Below are 18,172 nucleotides of genomic sequence, written 5' to 3'. Positions count from 1 at the left end.
AAGGGTTCCCATGTCAGCGGAAGCGCATTCTGATCCGGTTATCGCCCGCGCGCGGGCGCAATCGCTTTCGGCCATGCTCACCCGCGCGGCGGAGCGACATGGCGCAAAGACCGCGATCATCTGCGGCGATGTGACGTGGAGCTATGCAGGTTTTCACCGCGAAGTGGAGCGGCTGGCTTCAGGCCTGCGCCGGCTGGGGCTGCAGCCGGGCGACCGCATCGCGATCCTCGCGCGCAACAGCCATGCCTTCATCGCGCTGCGCTTTGCCATCGCGCGGGCCGATGCCGTGCTGGTGCCGATTAACTTCATGCTCAATGCGGAGGATGTGCGCTACATCCTCGATCATTCGGGCGCACGGGCGCTGTTCGTGGATGAGACCACGCTGGCGACGGGCCTTGCCGCGCGCAGTGCTGCAGTAGAGCACATGTTCGGCATGGCGGGTGAGCTTGTGTCACCGCCGGCGGGCCTTCCTGCCTGGACCGAACTGCTGAGCGACGAACCGCTCGCCCCGCAGGAGCGCGGCGGCGAGGACCTGTTGCAGATCGTCTATACCAGCGGCACGGAATCGCGGCCCAAGGGCGCGATGCTTTCGCACAACAGCGTGCTGTGGGAATATCAGAGTTGCATCATCGATTGCGAATGGACGGCGGGGACGGTCGCGCTCCACGCCATGCCGCTGTTCCACTGCGCGCAGCTCGATTGCATGATCGGCCCGGCACTGCATGTCGGCGCGACCAACGTGATCACCGGATCGCCTGCTGCAGACAACGTGCTGCAGCTTCTGGCGCAGCACAGGATCACCTCGTTCTTCGCACCGCCGACAGTGTGGATCTCGCTTTTGCGTTCACCGCTAATGGAGACCTGCGATCTCTCGGCGCTCGAAAAGGGCTACTACGGCGCCTCGATCATGCCGGTCGAAGTGCTGCGCGAAATGAACGCGCGGATCCCCCAGCTGCGGCTGTGGAACCTCTACGGCCAGACCGAAATCGCCCCGGTCGCCACGATCCTGTTTCCCGAGGAACATGCCGAGCGGCTGGGTTCGGCAGGGCGACCGACGCTGCATGTCGAGACGCGCATCGTCGATGACGCGATGGAACCGGTGGCGCCCGGCGAAGTGGGCGAGATCGTCCACCGCTCGCCGCAATTGCTCAGCGGCTACTGGAACGATCCCGCACGCACGGCAGAGGCCTTTGCGGGCGGCTGGTTCCACAGCGGCGATCTCGGCGTGGCGGATGCCGAAGGCTACATCACCGTGGTCGATCGCAAGAAGGACATGATCAAGACCGGCGGCGAAAACGTCGCCTCGCGCGAGGTGGAGGAAGTGCTCTATCGCCACTCCGCGATCAGCGAAGTGGCGGTGATCGGGATGCCCGATCCCAAGTGGATCGAGGCCGTGACCGCCGTGATCGTGCTGCGCGAAGGGCATGCGCTGGAAGTGCCCGAGGTGCTGGAGCACTGCGCCATCCACCTCTCCGCCTTCAAGATCCCCAAGAAGGTGGTGTTCGCAGAGAACCTGCCGCGCAATGCGAGCGGCAAGATCCTCAAGCGCGAACTGCGGCTTTCGCTGCTCTAGGCCGCCAGATACGAGCCGCCGGTCACGAACACCACCTGCCCCTGGATCATCGCAGCGGAGGGGCTCGCGAGGTATTCGATCAGACTGCAATAGTCGTCATCGACCACATTGCGCCCGCTGGGGCTAGCAGCGGCAGACTGCCGCATGATTTCTTCAGTCTGCGCGCCATAAACCTGCCGCAGCGCTTCGGTGTCGACCGCGCTCGGCGCGACGCAATTGGCCCGCACGCCCAGCGGGGCAAGCTCGAACGCAAGGTAGCGAATCAGGCTTTCCGCCAGCGACTTGCCCGCACCCACGGCGGCGTAGTTCGGGATGACAGTTCGGCTGCCCCGGCTAGAGAGGAAAAACACCGTGCTGCCGCGCCGGAACAGCGGCACCGCGGCCTGCGCCAGATAGACCAGCGCCGTGCCGTTGAGATTGATCGCCTCGGTGAACGCCACCGGATCGACAGTGAGCAGCGGCTCGGGAATCACTTTGACCGCGCAGTGGACGAGTTGGTCCAGCCGGTCTGTCTGCGCAGCAACTGCTGCAAGCACCCCCTGCGCCCCTTCCGGCGTGCTCACATCGCCCTGGATCAAATGGCAGCGCGCGCCCGCCGCCTCGATCTCCGCTTTCGCCTTGTCTGCGGAATCCTGATCGGCGCGAAAATTCAGGAACACATCGGTATCGGGCTTCGCAAAGCGCCGCGCGATGGCAAGCCCGATACCCTTGGTACCGCCGGTGACGAGAATGGCCATGGCGCGCGGTTAACCGACGTTGCCGATGGACGACGTCAGCGTCACGCCGAAACGCTCGATCATCCCGCCGGCATCGGTGCGCAGCGCGAGCCATTCCGGCGTATGCTCATCACGCTCCATCGCGGCCTTGTCCGCCCAGGTCATGATCGCGAAGCGGTAGGCATCGGCCGGGGCGCCCTCGAGCCCTTCGGCGACCAGAATGGTCTCAAGGCTGGTGAGGTTCGGCAGGGCGCGGGCGAGCGGCGCATGCACATTGGCATAGGCGGTTTCGAAGGCATCGCGGTCTTCAGGCTTCGGCGCGGACCACACAGCAACAAGCTTCAGCATCACGTTCTCTCCCGCGCCGTTTTGCGCACAATGGCGGCGGGTTCGGCCCGCCCCTTCTCATCTTGCCGCGATGCTACCAAACAAGCGATTGCTATGGCAAGAGCTGGGTGATAGCCAGATCGGAAATCCGGAGCTTTTCCTGCATCATGCCCACCCGCCAACTGGTCTTCGATCCCCGCGATCCAGACGTCATCCAGCGCCCGCTGGAAACGTTGCTGCGCTTGCAGGCGCACGATCCGGTGCACTGGTCGCCGCTGCTCAAGGGCTGGGTGCTGACACGGCACGACGACGTGAAGTCGGTGCAGATGAACAGCGGGATCACCTCGGACCGGCTGACCCCGTTTTTCGAAAGCCAGCAGGGCGAAGAGCGCGCGCGGCTGAACGATCTGATCCGCTATCTCAACACCTGGGTCGTCTTCAAGGATCCGCCCGATCACACCCGGCTGCGCACCCTGCTCAACAAGGTGGTGACGCCTGCGGTGATGCGCGATCTGGAAGACGGGATCACCGAACTGGCCGATGGATTGCTGGATCGCATCGCCGCACGCGGCGATGGGCGGTTCGAGTGCATCAGCGAATTTGCCAATCCCCTCCCCGCCAGCGTGATCATGGACCTGCTCGGCGTGCCGCGCGCGGACATGGATTTGCTGCGGGACTGGTCGATGCAGTTGCAGCCGTTCCTTGGCAATGCCACCGGCACCGGCGACAAGTATGAGACCGGACGCGCGGGCATCGTGGCAATGGCTGACTATTTCCGCGCTGCCGCCAAGGACCGGCAGGCGAAGCCGCGCGGCGATGTGATCTCGCACTTCGTCATGCTGGAGCAGACGGGCCAGATTACCGAGGACGAAGTGATCGGCTCGTGCATCCTGTTCCTGTTTGCAGGCCACGAGACGACCACCAACCTCATCGGCAATGGCATCCGCGCGCTGCTCGCCAATCCCGATCAGAAGGCAAGGCTGCTGGCCGACCCATCGCTTGCCGCCAGCGCGGTAGAGGAAATGCTGCGCTTCGAAGGGCCGACCGGCGCCGTCGTGCGCGTGGTGAAAGAGCCTTTCGAAATGCGCGGCAAGACGCTCAACAAGGGCGACCGGGTCTATGCCATGGTCAATGCCGCCAACCACGATCCCGCCGTGTTCGAAGCCGCCGCGCAGTTCGATATCGGCCGTACGCCCAACCGCCATCTCACCTTCAACCACGGCATCCACTTCTGCCTCGGCGCGCCGCTCGCCCGGGCCGAGGCCCGCATCGCGATAAGCCGCTTCTTCGCGCGCTTCCCCAATGCAGCCATGGCGAGCGATGCGGTGGAATACATGGACACGCTAACGATGCGCGGCGTGCGCGAAATGCCGATGGTGACCGGATAAAAGCGCGATGATCGAAGCCCCCGCCTTTGGCATGGCCAGCATCTGGGCCGCCCACGCCCGCTTCGCGCCTGATCGGATCGCGGCAATCTGCGGCACACGGCAGCTGACCTGGGGCGAATTCGACCGCGCGACCTGCCGGGTTGCCAATGCCTTGCAGGCGATGGGCGTGCGCCATGACGAGCCGGTCGCGCTGGTCATGACCAATTCGCTCGAAATGCTGGAAGTGATGTTCGGCATCGTGCGCGCAGGGGCCTGCATGGTGCCGATCAGCGGCCTGCTGACCGGTGCGCAGATCGCGACGATGATGGCCGACAGCGGCGCGCGCACGGTGTTCGTATCTGCCGGAAACCGTGCGCTGGTAGAAGCGGCAGAGCTTCCCGCCAGCGTGCGGCGGATCGCCATCGGCTTTACCGGCGAAGGCTGGGAAGCGGGCGACGCGCTGCTCGCTGCCGCGCCGGAAACCGACCCCGGCGTGCGCAACCGCCCGGAAGACCGCTTCAACATCATCTACAGCTCCGGCACCACGGGCCTGCCCAAGGGCATCGTGCAGAGCCACGGCGCGCGCACGCATTTCGCGTGGTCCAATGCGCTGGAGCTGGGCATGTCGCGCGACAGCATCGCGCTCGTCACCACCGCGCTCTATTCGAACGGCACGATGTTCATGGTCCTCCCGCCGCTGCTGCTGGGCGCGACCGTGGTCATCATGGAGCAGTTCAGCCCCGCCGGCGCACTGGCGCTGATCGGGCGGCACCGCGTGACCCACGCGTTCATGGTGCCCACCCAGTGCATCGTCACGCTCGATGATCCCGCGCTGGGCACGCATGATCTTTCGAGCCTCAAGGCGCTGCTCTCCGCCGGTTCCTCGCTGCGGGCCGATACGCGCGAGGCGTTGATCGAGCGGATGACCCCGCATGTCTACGAGCTCTACGGCTTCAGCGAGGGCTTCGCGACAATGCGCAAGCCCGGCGACGCGCCCGCGCGGCCCGGTGCGGTCGGGCGGCCGGTGATCGGCTTCGACATGCGCATCGTGGGCGGTGACGACCGGGAATGTGCGCGCGGCGAGGTGGGCGAAATCGTCGGGCACGGCCTTGGCGTGATGGCCGGATATCACAATCGCCCGGACCTCGACGAAGCGATTCTCTGGCACAGCCCATCGGGCGAGGCATTCCTGCGCAGCGGTGATCTGGGTTATTTGGATGAGGAAGGCTTCCTCCACATCGTCGATCGCAAGAAGGACATGATCCTCTCGGGCGGGTTCAACATTTTCCCGGCAGACCTCGAAGCCGTGATCGGCGAGCACCCCGAGGTTCAGGACGTGACCGTGATCGGCATTCCGCATCCCAAATGGGGGGAAACGCCGCTCGCGCTGGTTATCCCGCGCGGGAACCCCGATCCGGCGACGCTGCTGGAATGGGCCAATGCCCGGCTGGCGCGCAACCAGAGGCTGGCGGGGCTGGAACTGAGGACCGAGTTTCCGCGCAATGCTCTGGGCAAAGTACTGAAGCGCGAACTGCGCGCACCTTGGTGGGATAACGCGAAATGACGGACGCCTTCATCGTCGGCAGCTATTCGAGCAGCTTCGGCAAGTTTCCCGATCGCAGCTTCAAGGACCTGACGCGCGAAGTCTATCTTGGCGTGCTGGCCGATGCGGGGCTGGCCAATGGAAACGACATCGGCATGGCCTGGTTCGGCAATTGCGGCATGTGGACCGATGGCCAGGGCAGCATTCGAGGGCAGGTCTGCCTCACCCCGCTGGTGCGCGAAGGGCTGTTTCCCGAACGCGTGCCGGTGATCAATGTCGAAGGCGGCTGCGCCACCGCATCCATCGCGCTCCACGGCGCGTGGAAGGATGTGCTGAGCGGCCAGACCGACCTCAGCATCGCCATCGGGGTCGAAAAGACCTTCAATCCGGCCATGCCGGAGCGGACCAAGGCGCTGTTCGATGGCGGCATCGACCAGTATGATCCCGCAGAGTGGATGGCCTACTATGCCGAGGCCGGAGAGGCATCGGGCAAGCCGTTCGAACCGGGGCCGGGCCGGACCATCTTCATGGATACTTACGCCATGCAGGCCGCGTGGCACATGCGCACGTACGGCACGACCGAGCGCCAGATCGCCATCGCCTGCGCCAAGAACCACACGGCATCCGCGCACAATCCCAAGGCGCAGTACCGCTTTGCTCTCACACCAGAGGATGTTCTCGCGGACAGGCCGGTCAGTTGGCCGCTCACCCGCGCGATGTGTGCGCCGATCGGCGATGGCGCGGCGGCGGCGCTGGTCTGTTCGGGCGCATGGCTGGCGCGCCAGCCCGCAGCGGTTCGTGCGCGCGCCGTCCGGATTGCGGCGAGCACGATGACGGCGGGCAAGTATCGCCGGCTGGACGAGCCGGGGCTTTCCAAGCTCGCCGCCGAACGGGCCTACAAGGCAGCGGGGCTGACACCGGCCGACATTGACCTCGCCGAAGTGCATGATGCGACATCGTTCTGCGAGATCTACCAGTCCGAGATGCTCGGCTTCTGCGGCATGGGCGAAGGCGGCCGGCTCGTCGAAAGCGGTGCGACCACGCTCGGCGGCTCGATCCCGATCAACCTTTCGGGCGGGCTCGTCAGCAAGGGGCACCCCGTCGGCGCGACGGGGCTTTCGATGATCGACGAACTCATGCTGCAACTGCGCGGCGAGGCCGGCCCCCGGCAAGTCAGCGGTGCGCGCATCGGGCTGGCCGAGAATGGCGGCGGCGTCATGGGCTTTGACGAGGCGGCCTGCTCGGTTACCATCCTGCAGCGGGATTGAGGCGGTCATGCCGAGGGGAGTTGTGCAAGTGACCAACCGAGTCGCCGAGGCCCCGGCGGACCCCCAGCCCAAGGCCGAAGCGCGTGGGGGCGAGAGCCGGCGCGAGGCGCTGCTGGATGCGGCCGCCGCCATGTTCGCAGCCAAGGGGTATGACGGCACGTCGATCCGCGACATCGCCGGCGCGGTCGGGATGCTGCCAGGCTCGCTCTACTATCACTTCAAGTCCAAGGAAGACTTGCTGATCGCGGTCTACCGCAAGGGCGTGGCGCGCTTCGAAGCCGCGATAGACGAGGCATTAGGCAAAACTGGGGTCAAAACCGTTGGCGAGCCGTGGCAGGCGATCGAGGCGGCCTGCGCTGCGCACCTTTCGATCCTGCTCGATGGCGGCGACTATGCGCGTATCGTCAATCCGGAATTCGTGCGCTCGTTCCCGCCCGCGATGCTTCCAACGCTGAATGCGGAGCGCGACCGCTACGAGCGCCATTTCGAAAAGCTGATCGCCGCACTGCCGCTTGCTCCCGAGACGGATCGCTGGCTGTTCAAGGTCGCGCTTTTCGGCAGTCTGAACTGGTCGCAGACCTGGTATCGCAAGGGCCGGTACACACCCGGTGACATTGCTGCAGCATTCATCGGCATGCTGCGGCAAAAGGGAGCCTGATACTGCCCCTGACCACCCTCGGAAAATGGCACGGAAAGCCAGAAAAATGGCCAGATAAATCATCGTGCTGAAGCGCTGTGTATGGTGCAATCAGGCATGGCGGTCTAACCAGTCGATAAACATGGACCCGGGCAACGCCGGGCCGCGAGGAGAGGGATAAAGATATGCGCATTTCCTTTGTGCGAAAGCTTGGCCTGGCATCCAGCCTCGCGCTGGCAGTGGGCGCCATCGCGGTCCCGGGTGCGATGGCCACGGTGACCGAGGCGATGCTGCGCGCCGTGCCGGGCGCCGAATGGCTCACCTACGGCGGCGACTATGCCGAGCAGCGCTTCTCCCCGCTAAAGCTGGTCAACGAATACAACGTCGATCAACTGGGCCTTGCCTGGTATGCCGACATGGACACCGCACGCGGGCAGGAAGCGACGCCGCTGGTGCATGATGGCGTGCTTTATGTGACCACCGCCTGGTCGATGGTGAAAGCTTACGACGCGAAGACCGGCAAGCCGCTGTGGGCCTATGATCCCAAGGTGCCGCGCAGCACGCTGTACCGCGCCTGCTGCGATGCGGTGAACCGGGGCGTTGCGCTCTATGGCGACAAGCTGTTTGTTGCGGCGCTGGATGGCCGGCTGATCGCGCTCGATCAGAAGACAGGCAAAGTGCTTTGGGAGAAGGTCACCGTCCCCAACCAGACCGACTACACCATCACCGGCGCGCCGCGCATCGTGAAGGGCCGTGTGCTGATCGGTGCTGCGGGTTCCGAATACAAGGCGCGCGGCTATATCGCGGCTTACGACACCGAGACCGGTAGCGAGGTCTGGCGCTTCAACACCGTGCCCGGCAACCCCGCCAAGGGCTTCGGCAAGGAAGGCCTCAACAAGGCCGCGCACGAAGCCGCGGCCAAGACCTGGGGCAACAAGTGGTGGGAGCTGGGCGGTGGCGGCACCGTCTGGGATTCGATCACTTATGATCCGGAAACCAACCTCGTCCTCTTCGGCACCGGCAATGCCGAACCGTGGAACCCGGCAGCGAACGGGCGTGAGGGTGACAGCCTCTACACCTCCTCGATCGTGGCGGTGAATGCGGATACCGGCCAGTATGCCTGGCACTATCAGGAAACCCCGGAAGACCGCTGGGACTTCGATTCCGATCAGCAGATCACCATCGCGGATATCAACATCGGCGGCGAGAAGCGCCATGTCGCCATGCACGCGCCCAAGAACGGGCACGTCTATGTGCTCGATGTGAAGACCGGCAAGTTCATCTCTGGGACGCCGTGGGTGCCGGTAAACTGGGCAACCGGCCTCGATCCGGCGACAGGCCGACCCAAGATCAACCCGGATGCGCAATATGAAAAAACCGGCAAGCCCTTCATCAGCCTGCCCGGCGCGGTCGGCGCCCATAGCTGGCAGCCGCAGAGCTACAGCCCCAAGACCGGCTATCTCTACATCCCGACCAACCTCGCTGGATGGCCTTACCTTGCCGCCAAGGACTGGAAGCCGGGCACCGTCGGGTGGTCGATCGGAATGGACGGCTATGCCGTGGCGATGCCGGCCGATCTCAAGGTGCAGGAAGGCGCCAAGGCAGCAACCAAAGGCCAGCTGGTCGCATGGGACGTGGCGAACAAGAAGGCCGCATGGCGAGTTGACCTCACCGGTCCTTCGAACGGCGGCGTGCTTTCGACTGCGGGCAACCTCGTGTTCCAGGGCACTTCGGGCGGCGAATTCGTGGCCTACACCGCCGACAAGGGCGAAAAGCTGTGGTCGTTCCCGGCCCAGAGCGGCATCATTGCCGCGCCGATGACCTATGCCATCGGCGGCGAGCAATATGTCGCCATCCTCGTCGGCTGGGGCGGCGTGTGGGATGTCGCCACCGGCGTGCTGGCCAACAAGGGCGGCGCCGGGCGCAACATCAGCCGCCTGATGGTGTTCAAGCTCGGCGCTTCGGGCCAGCTGCCCGCGCCGCCGCCGATGAACCAGATGGTGCTCGATCCGCCGCCGTTCACCGGCACACAGGCGCAGGCGACCCATGGCGGGCAACTCTATGGCCGGTATTGCGCCATGTGCCACGGCGACGCTGCCATTTCGGGCAGTCTGAACCCTGATCTGCGCCATTCCGGCGTGATCGGTTCGGCTGAAGCGGTGAAGGCGATCGTCATCGGCGGCCAGCTGCACCAGATGGGCATGGTCTCGTTCAAGGCGGCGCTCAAACCGGCGGACGCCGAAGCCATCCGCCTGTACATCATCAAGCGGGCCAACGAGGACAAGGCGCTGGCCAGCCGCTGAGGCATTGCTTCAAACTGCCGGCGACGTGGATGCCGGCCCTGCAAATGGACAGGGCCGGGTCCGCTTCGCCGGCAGTCGGCATCTCACGAAACCGGCGGATCAGCCGTGCGGGTAGAGCTTGGGGAAATCGGGGTGACGGAAACGGTCGCCCGGAACCAGCCCCTCGTAAAACTCGCTAACATCGCGCGAGCCGGTTTCCTGCCGGTTGAAACCGACAGCCGATTCCTTGCTGACCCCCGGCCGAGCCACGAAGTTGCAATCGTCGCCGAAGAAGCGGAGCGAGATCGTGCGCCGCTCGCCGTGCGCTTCGGTATGCCCGCCGCCGTGCAGCGTGCTGGGGTGAAACACGAGCGCATCGCCGGGTTCGAACGGCCATGACACGATATCGAACCGCTCCCGGTCCGCCTCGATATCCGGCAGCCGGGGCATCTCGCCCACATCATAGAGCGGGGCGGTATCATCATCGCCGGTGAAGGCCGAGCCATTGTAGAGCCGTCCCCGGTGCGATCCGCGCACGAATTCCAGCGCCTGCGAGGGCGGCACGGGATCGAGGCTGATCCACAGGACCGACATGTCCGCCCCATCCACGGGGAAGTACGACGTATCCTGATGCCAGGGCGTGCGGCGGCTCTGTCCCTTCTTGTGGAAGACCTGCTCGAAGAAGAACCACACGTTCTCGCAGCCCCAGAGCCGCGCCATCACCTCGCCGAGCCCCGCCTTGCGCAGCAGCGGATCATAGTGCGGCCAGCTCAGCGTGTTGAACAGGTCCTGATAGAACACCGTGCCGTCCTGCGGGAACAGCTGCTGGGCGGCGGGGCTGGGGTTGGCGAGGCTCCATTCGAAGCCCTGGCGCGCCAGTTCCAGCATTTCGGCATCGAACAGCCCGGGCAGGTAGACCACGCCATCCTCGCGGTAGCGCTGCATCAGGGTGTCGGCGTCCCCGGCCTCGGCGGTCATCACGGTCATCGCGGGGTTTCCTTGGAAGGAGGGGATGGGCGCGATCAGCGCGCTTCCGCCAGCCAGGCGATGCAGCGGCGGAGCAGTTCCTGAAACGCGGCTTCGTCCCAAGGGCCGCGCACGACCGGCGCTTCGTCCATCAGGGGCCGCGCATCAAAGCGGCCGCAGGCATGGCCGAGCGGGCTGTAGGCCACCTCGCCGCTGCCGAAACTGCGGACATAGAGCTGCGGGCGCGGCGGATCATCGTCCCACTGCCCCAGCAGGTAGCCGGGCGCCTCACCCTTGTAGCGCGCGGTCAGCAAGGTGCGGTAGTTGCACAGGGGCGCCGCGATATAGGGCTCGTCGGTCACCGTGAAATCATCGAGCCCGCGCGTGATCGGGTGATCCGGATCTTCGACATGGATATGCATGGTCTGCGCCGAAAGATGCGCGACGAAGCGGCTCCCGAGGAGTTCCATGAAGGCTGGTGCCACACTTTCCGCGGTCGGCTTCACGAGGCCGGGGATGCGCACGCCGCTGGCGACGATTTCCGGCCCGTCGGTAAACTCGAGACCGGCGTTTGCTCCGTGCAGCGCCAGCAGCCTGCCGCCAGCGGCGACAAAATCGGCGAGCGCCTGCGCCTCGCTTTCCGAAGGCATGAGATCGCAGGTGTAGAGCACCACGGCGGCAAAGCCCGCAAGATCGCCCACATCGCGGAAGTCCGCAGCGCAGCGGACCCGGATGCGGTCATCCTCGGCCATGAGGTTCAGCAGCACCAGCCGGGCAAGATCGAAATCGTGGTACTTGCCCCCCGAAATGAGATGGATGCGGACGGGCTCGCTCATGCGGCGCTCTCCATGGGAATGAGGAAGGGTGCGCCGCCGTCCCACCGCGCGGCGGCGCGCTCGGAGAGATCGAAGAAGGCACGGGTTGCCGCGCAATCGGTGATCAGTTCGATGTGGAGGCCCAGCGCGGTGCGGCAATCGTAGTAGCGCAGCTCGACCTCCTCGTTCAGCTTGCCGGTCGAAACCGGCGGTCCCGCGTCGAGCGCAGCGCCCGCGCTATCGAGATCGGTGACAAGGAACGCATGGTGGTGCGCCTTGCACGCGCCGGCGGGCAGCGGCCCATCACCATAAACGCTGGGCCAGGGCCCATGGGGCTGGATCAGTTCGATCATCTTGTCGCCCAGCTGACCGAAGGCGATGTCGAGCGTCAGCGCCTGCGGTTCGCCGTGGAAGGTCCAGCCCGCGAAGGCCATGCCCGGCATGTGGATGAAGGGCCCCGCCCCGGTGCGCCGGACCCAATCGTCGACGCTCGTCGCGAGATCCCCGACAACGTAGCCAAGCTGCATGATCGGGCCGTGCATTGTGCGTTCCCTGTTCAATCGAGTGAGGATGGCGTCCCGTGCCAGGCGAAGGGCCGCGCTTTCATCCGGACGAAGAAGTCCTGCAGCCAGGTCGCTTCCTCGGGGATCGGCTGGCCATGGTTTTCGCCGAACTGGAGGAAGCAGTAGAGGTAGATATCCGCCAGCGAGTAGCGGCTGCCGCAGATGAACTCGCGGCCCCGCATCACGCCGTCGAGCCAGACCATGCGGTAGCGCGACTTGGCCTTGAGGACGGCGGCGGCTTCCAGCGGCAGAAGGCTCTTGGTCACCGCGCCATCGATGTCCTTGTCGCCCTCGAAGAAGGCGCGGCCTTCCTCGGTGGAGAAGCCCTCGCCCATCGGCCAGGCGATGTTCTGGTCGATCCGGCGTACCCACATGCGGGTTTCCGCCCGCTCTTCGGGCGTGGAGCCGATCAGCGGCGGATCGGGCCGGATATCCTCGAAGTATTCGCAGATCGCGGTGACTTCGGTGATGGCGGTGCCGTCGTCGAGCTCCAGCGCGGGCAGCTCACCCATCGGATTGATCCGGCTGATGAAGGGCTCGCGCCGGTTCTCGCGGGTGAACAGGTCGATGAAGCGTCGCTCCAGCGCGATGCCCTTCTCCTGCGCGAAGATCCAGGCGATCCACGGGTTCGGTGCAAACAGGTCGAAATCATAGAAGATCATGTGCGCCTCGTTCGTGGAAATCGCCCGGATATTCGGCCGCGCCCCGCGCTAGAACTTGCCCTCGATCGAGATGCCGATGGTGCGCGGATATACGATCTGGTTCTGGCCGCCGGGCCGGTTGAGCGGGCCTACCGTATTCCCCACGTTGTCGCTGAAGATGCCGGCTTCCCAGCGATCCGTGCCGATGCTGGCGCGGACGTAGCCGATCCCGTTGAACGGCGCGTAGACCCCGTTGAAGATGCTCTGCTGGCGCGAGCGGTAGCTGTAGCGCGCGTTCAGCTTGAGTTCGAGGCCATCGGGCCCGATCTCGCGGCTGTAGGTTCCGCCAAGGTTGAAGGTGGTCTTGGCGGTGCCGGGCAGCTGGTTGCCCTCGCGCAGCTGCGGGATCTTGGCGACGATCGGCGCGGCCACGTTGTGGATCGTGGTCGAGTTGAAGTTGCCGTTGAAGTTCAGCGTCAGCCCCTGCACCGGCGTGCGCCAGGTGATCGACGGCTCGATGCCGTGCCCGCGCACATCACCGACTTGCGCGACGATGGTTTGCAGCGCCGGCGAAAGCTCGATCTGGGCGCGCGGCCAATCGACGTAATAGGCCGCCAGTTCAACTTGCACCGTGTTGTTGAAGAGGCCCCACTTGAGCCCTGCTTCGTAGTTCCACAGCGTATCGGGCGGGGAGATGTTGGAGAGGTTGACCCCCAGCACCGCGTTGGACGCACCGACAATCGAGGCCGAGGAAATCGCGCCGCTGCGGAAGCCCTTGGCCGCTTCGACATAAAGCAGCCCGCCGCCCGGTGCATGGTAGGCAAGGTTGAAGCGCGGGTTGAAGGTGCTATTGCTGGAACGGGTGGTGCTGCGATTGGGGATCACGCCGCCCGCGATCTCGAGCTGGCTGTTCTCCTCAAACCGGCGCTTTTCCTTGTAGTAGCGCCCACCGACGGTGATATCGAGCTTGCGATCGAACGCCGCATAGGTCGCTTCGCCATAGACCGCCCAGCCCTGGCTGAAGAGCTGGTTCCTGTCGTTGACGGTGTTGAAGCCCAGCACGCCGGGCGCCACCACGAAGTCCGGCAGCTGCACGGTCTGGCCGCCGAACGTGTCGCCCTTCTGGTAGAAGAAGCCGACGATGTACTGCAGCGGCCCCTTGCCCGATGAAGTCAGGCGCACATCCTCGTTGAAGTTGTGCGTGGTGAGCGGCCACAGCGAGGTGAAATTGCCGATGCCCGGGATAAAGCCGCCATTGTTCGAGATGACGGTGTTCTTGATGTGGCCGGTCGAGCTTTGCAGCGTGGCAAAGCCCAGATCGTATTCAACATCGCCGCTGAACAGCCAGTAGTCCGAGAGCGCCTCGCCGAAGCGCTGGTCGATGCTTGCGGGATCGGCAAAGGTGATGCGGTCGGACCAGTTCTGCTTGGTGTTGTTGCGCCAGGCCGAAAGGCGGATCGTGAGGTTGTCGGTGGGCTTGGCCAGCAGCTTGACGCGGCCGGTGAAGCTGGTCGCGTAGTTGTCGTTCTTCACGCCGGTCGGGATGATATCGGCATAGCCGCCCGTCCGCTTGTAGGTGATCACCCCGCGCAGCGCGACCTTGTCGGTCACCAGTGGCAGGTTGACCATGACATCGCTCGAATACCCCGGCTTGCCGCCCGTCACGAGGTTGCCCGAAGCGCGCACCGAGGCGGCGTTGCGGTCAAGCTCGGGATCGTTGGTCAGCACCTTGATCGTGCCGCCGATCGAGCCGAGGCCGTAGAGCGTGCCCGAAGGCCCGCGCAGCACTTCGACGCGCTTGAGATCGTAGAACGCGGCGACCGGCGCATAAGGACGGCCGGGCATGGTGAAGGCAAAGTTGTCGAGATAATAGCCCACCGCCGGATCGCCGTCGGTCTCCGAGGCCGCAATCGCGCGGATCTGGTAGGTCGTGCTGCCCGCACCGATGGTCGCGCCGGTCGTGGCGCTCGGCACGAGCGAGATCGCCTGCCCGATATCGGTGACACCCGAACGCAGCAGCGTTTCCCCGCTGATACCCTGCACCGCCTGGGGAACCGAGGTCAGCGTCTGTTCGCGGCGCTGCGCGGTCACGATGATCTCGCTGTCATCCTTGCTCTCGGCGGCTTCGGCCTGCGCTTGCTGGGCCAGTGCGGCCTGCGATGCGAGAAGGACCGCAAGTGCGGCGGACGAGGCGGCGGCGCGCCATGCATAGGCGGCAGATCGGCACGTTTTCATTGGTTCTCTCCCCTCTTCTTGTTCATTGCCGCAGGGTTCGTGCCCGGCGGCTGTTCGGCGCCGGTTCAACCGTGATCAAGCCACGGGTAGTCCCCCATCAGGCAGCGATCGATCTGCTGGTGGAAATGGCGGATCCGCACTTCCTGATCGCCCAGGATCATGCCTCTGAAGCCCTGCGACGCGGTTCCATGCTGCATCGTGGTCATGTTCGAACCATCCTGCTTGAGCACATTGGCAAGGAACGGATCGAACGTGCCGTCGAAGGCTTCGGCATAGTCCTGCAATTCACCGTGGCGATAGGTCCGGTGATTGACGACAGGCGGCTCCGATCCGGGCGCGCGGCGCTCGGTGATCAGGAAGTCGTAATAGCAGATGCCCGGATCGGATGGGTGCGGCCGATAGCGGAACATGATCGAGACTTCGGGCGTCTGGGTCAGCGTGGTGCCCGGGAAGAACGTATAGTGATACTGATGAACGAGCTGCTCGTCGTTCATCCGGCGATAGGGCATGTAGGTATCGTTCTCGATCGCCCGCTTGGCCTTGATCACCTCGAGATGGATGTCCTTCAGGCTGCCCTTGTAATCCGCAGGGACGAGCGTACCGATGCCGAGGAACTTCTCGCGCAGCGGGGTCATCTCCTCCGCATTGCCGAGCAGTTCGCTCACCGTCAGGTTGAAGTTGATCATCCGGCTGTGCATGCCGATCAGTTCGATCGGAACGTCATAGCCCTCGGTGATGTTCATGAAGTCTGCGTGCAGCGATTCGAAGTGATAGCTTTCGTTGAAAGCATCGTGCGCGTGCTTCCAGTTGCCGTTCCATTCGAAGGTGGCGCTGTCGATCAGCTGGAATTCTTCAAGCTCGTATGTCTCGAGGTGCGATCCCGCTTCGCCGAGATACTCCTTGAGGCCGATTGCGTGCCGATCGAGATTGAACCAGACCCAGCCGCCCCAGATTTCGGTGCGGATCGCCGCGAGATCGAGTTCGCCGTTTGGCACGCCATCGCGGTACTGTGCGAAGAGTTCGGGCCGCGCGATCCGGTTCAGCGTGCCGTCGTTGTTCCACTTCCAGCCGTGATAGGGGCAGGTGAACGTGTCGAGCGAGCCGGAATCCACCTGGCAAAGCAGATTGCCGCGATGCTGGCAGATGTTGAAGAAGCCGCGGATCTCGCCATCGTTCGAACGGACGAACAGCAGCGACTCCTTGCCGAGCGTATGGAGGCGGAAATCGCCCGGCTCGGCGAGTTCGGAAACATGGCAGCCGACGTTCCAGGTCTTGGTCCAGACGTGATCCCATTCGCGCTGCATGAAATCGCGGCTATGAAAGCGTGTCCCGTCGATGCGCTGATAGCCGATGGCCGGAATGGGCTTGCGCGGCACGAACGCAGGTGCCTGCGTATCTTTCCGCACCGGCCCCAGCGCCTCGATCAATCGGTCTTCGATCTTTGCCATTACCCAGCCATCCTCGCTCACGGCGCTGGCGGCATCCGGGCTCGTCGAGGAGATTGCCGGTGATGACCGGCGCAGCGCGATCCTGCGGCCAGAGCCCGCAGACGCGCTAGCTTGCGCTCTCCCAAACGTGCCGCGGCTTTAAAACATGCCAACCAGCTTGTTTTTGAAAACACCACAGCACCCGAGGACTGTCAATAAACAAGCGGACTGGCTGGTTTTAATGATAGGGACCTGCTGCAGGCTTGACTTGGGGCGGCAAATGCCCAGACCAATGCGCCATGAACCTGCATTCGGACCGTGTGATATCGATGGATCAGGACGATCCGGCGGTCGATACCGCAATCCCCCGGGGCCGGCGGCCATCGCGCAGCGCCGGGGCCTCCCCGCGCCAGATCGCGAAGAGCGAGGCCATGCGCCTGCGCGTGCTCGAAGCCACCGTCGATTGCCTGCAGGAAGGCAAATCGCACGAGGTTTCGATCGCGGTGATTGCCGAGCGGGCGCAGATTTCACGCGGGGCGGTGCAGTATCATTTCGCGACGCGGCGCGAGCTGCTCTGCGCCGTGATCGCGCACATCAACGCCCGCCGCCTCCAGCAGTTCCGCGCCGATCTTGCGGAGATCGGCCCCGGCGAAGACCTCGCCGAGCGGATCGTCGATACCCACTGGAAGCACCTCGGCGAGCGGGACTTCCTCGCCTATCAGGAACTCGTCCTGCTCGCACGCAGCGATCCCGATCTGACCGAGGGCTTCGCCCCGCTCTATCAGGATTTCCTCGGCGAATGGTACGAGACCGCACGCAGGGCCTTCGGCTGGAGCTACCGCGACCGCGAGGTGATGAAGGCGGGCAACATCGCGCACTACCTGCTGGAAGGCATGGCCTATGGCCAGCTCGCCGGCCAGCTTTCGAGCGAGGTCGTCGCCGACATGCTGGATCACACCAAATCGATCCTGCGCGCAGCAATTCAGAAGAAGCAGGAAGGCGGCTGACCGCAGCGCCCCTTCCCCAAATCCACAAGAATCCAGCACGGGAGAGCGAGATGGGCGGCAGATTTGCAGGCAGGACCATGGTGGTGACCGGCGCCGCATCGGGCATCGGGCGCCGCACGGCGGAGCGGCTCGTCGCTGAAGGCGCAGCAGTGCAGGGCGCCGACCTGGCCCCCGTCTCCATCGCAGGTGTGACCGGACACCGGCTCGACGTGACCAGCGAAGCGGACTGGGAAGCGCTGATGAGCAGCATCGCGGCGCAGCACGGCCATCTCGACGGCCTTGTCAATGCTGCCGGGGTGATCCGCATGGGCACCACCGCCGAAACCTCGATCGAGGACTTCCGGCTGGTCATGGCCGTGAACGTCGAGGGCACGTTCCTTGGCAGCAAGCACGCCATGCGCGCGATGCAGGCGCGCGGCGCGGGTGTGATCGTCAACATCTCATCCACCGCGGGCATCTGCGGCTCGCCCGGTGCCGCTGCCTACACCGCGAGCAAGGGCGCGGTCCGGCTGCTGACCAAGACCACCGCGCTTGAAGCCATTGCGCTCCCCAGCCGCATCCGGGTGAACTCGGTCCACCCCGCGCTCACCAACACCCCCATGGCCGATGCCATCGTGGACCAGCTTGGCGGCGCCGCCGAAGTTCGCCAGGCCCTCAGCAACATGATGCCATCGGGCCGGCTGGCGGAGCCGGACGAGATCGCCAGCGCGATCCTGTTCCTGCTCTCGGACGATTCAAGCTACATGAACGGTTCGGAACTGGTGGTGGACAACGGCTTCACCGCCCAATGAGCGGTTGAAGCCAG

Annotated in this window: 16 protein-coding genes; 8 read left to right on the top strand and 8 right to left on the bottom strand. The window is 64.8% G+C overall.

Annotation, left to right across the window (positions count from 1 at the left end):
* The first annotated feature begins 10 nt into the window (after nucleotides 1-10).
* Nucleotides 11-1,573, top strand: a complete 1,563-nt coding sequence (locus tag ACODS2_RS09820) for a fatty acyl-CoA synthetase (protein WP_488998651.1) — start codon at nucleotides 11-13, stop codon at nucleotides 1,571-1,573.
* Here the strand turns inward: ACODS2_RS09820 and ACODS2_RS09815 are convergent.
* Nucleotides 1,570-2,310 carry an SDR family oxidoreductase gene (locus ACODS2_RS09815; protein ID WP_488998650.1) on the bottom strand — a complete coding sequence of 247 codons (741 nt, stop codon included), beginning with the start codon at nucleotides 2,308-2,310 and terminating at the stop codon, nucleotides 1,570-1,572. The two genes, ACODS2_RS09820 and ACODS2_RS09815, sit on opposite strands and share 4 nt — an antisense overlap.
* Before the next feature lie 9 nt (nucleotides 2,311-2,319).
* Entirely contained in the window at nucleotides 2,320-2,637 is a 318-nt protein-coding gene (locus ACODS2_RS09810; RefSeq protein ID WP_421839061.1) for an EthD family reductase, read from the bottom strand.
* Nucleotides 2,638-2,783: 146 nt separating this feature from the next.
* Here ACODS2_RS09810 and ACODS2_RS09805 point away from each other — a divergent pair, with 146 nt between their 5' ends.
* The 5 genes from ACODS2_RS09805 to ACODS2_RS09785 all read left to right on the top strand — a co-directional run bounded on the left by ACODS2_RS09805 (nucleotide 2,784) and on the right by ACODS2_RS09785 (nucleotide 9,734).
* Nucleotides 2,784-4,004 carry a cytochrome P450 gene (locus tag ACODS2_RS09805; protein ID WP_488998649.1) on the top strand — a complete coding sequence of 407 codons (1,221 nt, stop codon included), beginning with the start codon at nucleotides 2,784-2,786 and terminating at the stop codon, nucleotides 4,002-4,004.
* 7 nt (nucleotides 4,005-4,011) lie between these two features.
* Nucleotides 4,012-5,547: a class I adenylate-forming enzyme family protein gene (locus tag ACODS2_RS09800; protein ID WP_488998648.1), complete on the top strand. Its 1,536-nt coding sequence runs from the start codon at nucleotides 4,012-4,014 to the stop codon at nucleotides 5,545-5,547.
* Nucleotides 5,544-6,794 (top strand): thiolase family protein, encoded by a 1,251-nt coding sequence (locus tag ACODS2_RS09795; RefSeq protein WP_488998647.1) that lies wholly within the window; start codon nucleotides 5,544-5,546, stop codon nucleotides 6,792-6,794. The genes ACODS2_RS09800 and ACODS2_RS09795 overlap by 4 nt, the downstream gene beginning before the upstream one ends.
* Nucleotides 6,795-6,822: 28 nt before the next feature.
* Entirely contained in the window at nucleotides 6,823-7,452 is a 630-nt protein-coding gene (locus ACODS2_RS09790; RefSeq protein ID WP_421839065.1) for a TetR/AcrR family transcriptional regulator, read from the top strand.
* A gap of 164 nt (nucleotides 7,453-7,616) precedes the next feature.
* On the top strand, nucleotides 7,617-9,734 hold the full coding sequence (locus ACODS2_RS09785; protein ID WP_488998646.1) for a PQQ-dependent dehydrogenase, methanol/ethanol family: 2,118 nt from the start codon (nucleotides 7,617-7,619) through the stop codon (nucleotides 9,732-9,734).
* A gap of 99 nt (nucleotides 9,735-9,833) precedes the next feature.
* On the opposite strand, the gene ACODS2_RS09780 is transcribed toward ACODS2_RS09785, so the two are convergent.
* The 6 genes from ACODS2_RS09780 to ACODS2_RS09755 form a co-directional block, all read right to left on the bottom strand.
* Nucleotides 9,834-10,700, bottom strand: a complete 867-nt coding sequence (locus tag ACODS2_RS09780; protein WP_488998645.1) for a phytanoyl-CoA dioxygenase family protein — start codon at nucleotides 10,698-10,700, stop codon at nucleotides 9,834-9,836.
* A 35-nt stretch (nucleotides 10,701-10,735) separates the two neighbouring features.
* Nucleotides 10,736-11,515, bottom strand: coding sequence for a ThuA domain-containing protein (locus tag ACODS2_RS09775; protein WP_488998644.1), 780 nt, complete (start codon nucleotides 11,513-11,515; stop codon nucleotides 10,736-10,738).
* Nucleotides 11,512-12,036 (bottom strand): VOC family protein, encoded by a 525-nt coding sequence (locus ACODS2_RS09770; protein WP_488998643.1) that lies wholly within the window; start codon nucleotides 12,034-12,036, stop codon nucleotides 11,512-11,514. The genes ACODS2_RS09775 and ACODS2_RS09770 overlap by 4 nt, the downstream gene beginning before the upstream one ends.
* Nucleotides 12,037-12,050: 14 nt before the next feature.
* The gene (locus tag ACODS2_RS09765) at nucleotides 12,051-12,719 is read right to left on the bottom strand and encodes a glutathione S-transferase family protein (RefSeq protein ID WP_488998642.1); all 669 of its coding nucleotides are present in this window, start codon (nucleotides 12,717-12,719) and stop codon (nucleotides 12,051-12,053) included.
* A 48-nt stretch (nucleotides 12,720-12,767) separates the two neighbouring features.
* Nucleotides 12,768-14,933, bottom strand: coding sequence for a TonB-dependent receptor (locus ACODS2_RS09760; RefSeq protein ID WP_488998641.1), 2,166 nt, complete (start codon nucleotides 14,931-14,933; stop codon nucleotides 12,768-12,770).
* Nucleotides 14,934-14,998: 65 nt separating this feature from the next.
* Nucleotides 14,999-16,381: an aromatic ring-hydroxylating oxygenase subunit alpha gene (locus tag ACODS2_RS09755; protein WP_488998640.1), complete on the bottom strand. Its 1,383-nt coding sequence runs from the start codon at nucleotides 16,379-16,381 to the stop codon at nucleotides 14,999-15,001.
* A 278-nt stretch (nucleotides 16,382-16,659) separates the two neighbouring features.
* Between ACODS2_RS09755 and ACODS2_RS09750 the strand changes: the two genes are divergently transcribed.
* The gene (locus ACODS2_RS09750; RefSeq protein WP_488998639.1) at nucleotides 16,660-17,367 is read left to right on the top strand and encodes a TetR/AcrR family transcriptional regulator; all 708 of its coding nucleotides are present in this window, start codon (nucleotides 16,660-16,662) and stop codon (nucleotides 17,365-17,367) included.
* A gap of 50 nt (nucleotides 17,368-17,417) precedes the next feature.
* Nucleotides 17,418-18,158: an SDR family NAD(P)-dependent oxidoreductase gene (locus tag ACODS2_RS09745; protein ID WP_488998638.1), complete on the top strand. Its 741-nt coding sequence runs from the start codon at nucleotides 17,418-17,420 to the stop codon at nucleotides 18,156-18,158.
* Nucleotides 18,159-18,172 lie beyond the last annotated feature (14 nt).

Source organism: Novosphingobium sp. FG137 (assembly GCF_057809735.1).
The sequence above is the reverse complement of the archived record's forward strand: the minus strand, read 5'-3'. Positions and strand labels throughout refer to the sequence as shown.

Excerpts from the sequence above, each read along its gene's own strand:
- ACODS2_RS09820 (WP_488998651.1), top strand. The coding sequence starts at position 11 with ATGTCAGCGGAAGCGCATTCTGATCCGGTTATCGCCCGCGCGCGGGCG.
- ACODS2_RS09815 (WP_488998650.1), bottom strand. The coding sequence starts at position 2,310 with ATGGCCATTCTCGTCACCGGCGGTACCAAGGGTATCGGGCTTGCCATC.
- ACODS2_RS09810 (WP_421839061.1), bottom strand. The coding sequence starts at position 2,637 with ATGCTGAAGCTTGTTGCTGTGTGGTCCGCGCCGAAGCCTGAAGACCGC.
- ACODS2_RS09805 (WP_488998649.1), top strand. The coding sequence starts at position 2,784 with ATGCCCACCCGCCAACTGGTCTTCGATCCCCGCGATCCAGACGTCATC.
- ACODS2_RS09800 (WP_488998648.1), top strand. The coding sequence starts at position 4,012 with ATGATCGAAGCCCCCGCCTTTGGCATGGCCAGCATCTGGGCCGCCCAC.
- ACODS2_RS09795 (WP_488998647.1), top strand. The coding sequence starts at position 5,544 with ATGACGGACGCCTTCATCGTCGGCAGCTATTCGAGCAGCTTCGGCAAG.
- ACODS2_RS09785 (WP_488998646.1), top strand. The coding sequence starts at position 7,617 with ATGCGCATTTCCTTTGTGCGAAAGCTTGGCCTGGCATCCAGCCTCGCG.
- ACODS2_RS09780 (WP_488998645.1), bottom strand. The coding sequence starts at position 10,700 with ATGACCGTGATGACCGCCGAGGCCGGGGACGCCGACACCCTGATGCAG.
- ACODS2_RS09775 (WP_488998644.1), bottom strand. The coding sequence starts at position 11,515 with ATGAGCGAGCCCGTCCGCATCCATCTCATTTCGGGGGGCAAGTACCAC.
- ACODS2_RS09770 (WP_488998643.1), bottom strand. The coding sequence starts at position 12,036 with ATGCACGGCCCGATCATGCAGCTTGGCTACGTTGTCGGGGATCTCGCG.
- ACODS2_RS09765 (WP_488998642.1), bottom strand. The coding sequence starts at position 12,719 with ATGATCTTCTATGATTTCGACCTGTTTGCACCGAACCCGTGGATCGCC.
- ACODS2_RS09760 (WP_488998641.1), bottom strand. The coding sequence starts at position 14,933 with ATGAAAACGTGCCGATCTGCCGCCTATGCATGGCGCGCCGCCGCCTCG.
- ACODS2_RS09755 (WP_488998640.1), bottom strand. The coding sequence starts at position 16,381 with ATGGCAAAGATCGAAGACCGATTGATCGAGGCGCTGGGGCCGGTGCGG.
- ACODS2_RS09750 (WP_488998639.1), top strand. The coding sequence starts at position 16,660 with ATGAACCTGCATTCGGACCGTGTGATATCGATGGATCAGGACGATCCG.
- ACODS2_RS09745 (WP_488998638.1), top strand. The coding sequence starts at position 17,418 with ATGGGCGGCAGATTTGCAGGCAGGACCATGGTGGTGACCGGCGCCGCA.